The organism is Kitasatospora sp. NPDC093102 (assembly GCF_040683915.1).
Classification (GTDB): Bacteria; Actinomycetota; Actinomycetes; order Streptomycetales; family Streptomycetaceae; genus Kitasatospora.
This window is the reverse complement of record NZ_JBFBFA010000128.1, coordinates 1-3,146: the sequence shown is the minus strand read 5'-3', so window position 1 is coordinate 3,146 and position 3,146 is coordinate 1. Positions and strand designations below refer to the sequence as shown.

General features: G+C 68.7%; 1 protein-coding gene. It reads right to left on the bottom strand.

Features of this window, described 5'->3' with window-relative positions:
* Nucleotides 1-67: 67 nt before the first annotated feature.
* On the bottom strand, nt 68-2,806 hold the full coding sequence (locus tag AB0O11_RS39240; protein WP_363397390.1) for a hypothetical protein: 2,739 nt from the start codon (nt 2,804-2,806) through the stop codon (nt 68-70).
* Nucleotides 2,807-3,146: the final 340 nt, after the last annotated feature.

Here is a 3,146-nt window from a genome sequence, read left to right as displayed (position 1 = left end):
GCGGCCGAAGCCGCTCCCACTGGCCGTCAGTCAGATCACCCCTACTCCCCATAGTCGTATCAACGACTCAACTGATCGGCAGGACACGGCCTAGGAGGTAGTCCTGCAGCTGGAGTAGTACCTCGCGGTCGGCCTGTGTGGTGTTTGGACGGCGTAGCGTGTCGGAGGCGTGTTCCCATAGGGCGCCGTTGAGGAGTTCCAGTGGGGTTTCGGTGTATGCCTCGGGGCGTTGCCAGGGCTGTTCGGGCTGCTCGGGATCTGCCTGGGTGGTGTCAGGCTCGGGCTGGGGCATGCGGTGGTGGTCGGCGAAGGTGTTGAGCAGGGCGTTGCTCATCGAGGTGTTCTCGTGGCCGGCCGGTCCGAGGGAGAGGTTGAGGTCGGCGAGTGTGTCGGTGAGGTTGTTGCCTGTGCCCGTGGCCGGCGGTGTGGTGGCCGCGGGCTCGGGGGCGGGGTCGGGGTCGGCCTGGCGGGGGTGTAGGGGGGCGAAGTGGCCGCGGTCGTTGAGTAGGTGGAGTACCGGGCCCGCGTTGCCTACCAGCGGGTGCACGGCCAGGCCGTTCACCGTGTCATAGGAGAAGGCCTGGAAGCGGACCCCATGGGTCTGGGCGAGGTGCTCGGCCAGGGCGTATCCGCCATCGCTGTAGAAGTCCAGGCTGTCGCCCTCCAGGTCATCCTGATAGCCCCATTCCATGAGCTGCTGGTGGAGGTCGAGTGCCCGGTAGTTGGTGTCGGCGTGCGTGTTGACGAGCTGGGCGAGTGTGTCGAGCAGGCACGCGTTGCGCCCCAGACCGGCGGACTCGCCCGGTACCAGCTCGTACGGCAGTGCCCCCGCCGGCCCGCCGGACAGCGACTCGTAGCCGCCCTCCAGCCGGTGGAACAGGCCGGCTTCCTCCGCGCTCCATGTCCGTCCCGCTGGCACATCCGCCGGCCGCAGATACGGCCGCGCGGTCTGCGGCAGGGCGGGTGCCGGATACAGGCGGCCGCTGACGCTGACATGACCGGGCGGTTGGGTCAGGTCGGTCCGGTAGCCACGCACCCGCATCCAGTGCGCGGGATGAGCGACCGGCTCGGAACGGGTGACGGCCTGTCCTTGATCATCCCGGACGAGTATGCCCCGCCTGTCCCGTTCCGCGCTGAACTCCATGCGGGCGGTGGTCTGCGCGATCAGGTCGCCCCGGCTGGGGGTCAGCATGTGGGTCTGCTCGTCTGGCAGATAGCCGTCTCGGCCGTCCATCGCGGTCGACAGGTCGAGGGTGTAGCGCACCTGCTCGTCGTAGTGCGTGCGGCTTTCTTCCAGGAATAGCGGCCGCAGTGCGTGGGATGGATCCGCTCCATACCGACCGGCCATGCCTGCCACGCGCCACAGTTCCCGGGACGCCGTGTCATCCTCGGAGAGCCTGGGCAGTCCGTGCTCGTTGAGCCTGCTGAAGCTGATGGTGAAAAGGCCTGGGTGTTCGGCAAGCCGGAGTCTGCCATCGAGACTGGGCCCAGGGGGAGTCTCGAAGCCGGCGGTCCCCGTGCCATGACCTGCCGGCGGGATCAGCCGTACATGGTGGCTGATTCCGGGCTGATCGAGGTGCGCGCCCCCGTCTGACCGCGCCGGAACCAGCTGGCCGTCCCGGCTGACGAAGCGGGGCGGCTCGCCGCTCCCGCCGTGCGCTGCGACCGGGAACCACTCTCCGGGGTGGAGCACACTGCCCTCGGCGATCAGATCCAGCGGGCCTGCCCGCCCCGCGGAAGGATCGGGCCGCACGTCCAGATCCGGCGACAGACAGCCCAGCACATGGACACGGACGGGACGGTCGGCAGTGCCCAACGCCGCGGAGGTGCGATAGACGTGGTTCAGCCATCGGAGATGGTCGTAGCCGGCGTCATCGTCCCCAAGGACGGCGGCGAACACCACACGTACGTCCCGGTTGTCGCCGAGGCCGCGGTTGCGAGCCTCCTCGACCATCCGTTCGACGCTCAGTGGCCCGGTCGTGGACCAGGGGTGGCCCTCGCCGTCGACGAACGCCACCACGATGGTGAACAGACCGGCATGCTGCGTCAGACGCTCCAGGTTCGGCTGCCAGGCACGTGCGGTCCCACCACCCACGAAAGCGATCCCGCCCGGGAACTCAAGAACCGGAACCGGCCCGTTAGCGCTGTCGGGCAGCGACGAGGCGGAAAAACCACGCTGCCCGGAGAAATGCCGAGGAGTGCGCTCGGGCAACCTGAGCGCACCGATGGGCTGCCGGGAAGTCGGCACCGATGTGATGTCCAGCGGGGACTCACCAGGATGAACGACCTGCATCGCCCCGGGTTCCCCCGCGCCGTTGACCGCCTGAACCCCGTGCTCGGTCAGCCGCAGATACGGATGGGAGGCAGGCGGAATCCGTACCGCCCGCCCCCGAGCGGTGGCCACCGCCGCAGCCCACGCATGCAGACCACGGTGATCATAGTCCCGGTCACCGTCCCGGAGATCACCCGTACTCCAGTTGACCTGGAAATCATCCGGCGCGACGTCAGCCGGAAGCCGTTCCAGCCAGCCGAACGGATCCGCCACCGATACGCCCTGCATCACCGGCGTACCGTCCCGGCGAATTCCGGCGACGTGCAGCACACTCACCCCGGGCACAACGGGCAGCCTGTTCAAGGCACTCTGGGCACTGCCGAACTGGACCTCACCGGCAACGGACACACCACCGGCGAACCTGCGCACCGCAAGCCCCCCAGGCCCGCCGGCCACCGAGACCGAGGACTCCGATCGCGCATACGCACGCACAACGTCGACAGGCAGCCCGAGCCGCCGCGCCGCCTCCTCCACGGAATACCCCAACCTCAACCGACTGGCCACGGCATCCCGAAGATCCTCGTCACCAAGTGCCCCGCCACTCCGCGGCGCCTGTGACTGGAGACCAGACGCCTCGGTGACGTGCCGAGAGCCAATCCCGCCCCCCGGCTGCCACTGCTCGCCATACGGCCTGCCAGCATGCCCAGACGATACCTCCAAACCGATGCGAGACACCTCGGATCCGGAAAGACCGCACCACAGCGCCACGGCCGCCACCGAATGGCCCTCGCCCAGCATCGCCCCCGCAATCCGATCGCGGGCCGCCACAACATCAGGAACGGACACACCGGCCTCCTGCGCGACAACCTCCACC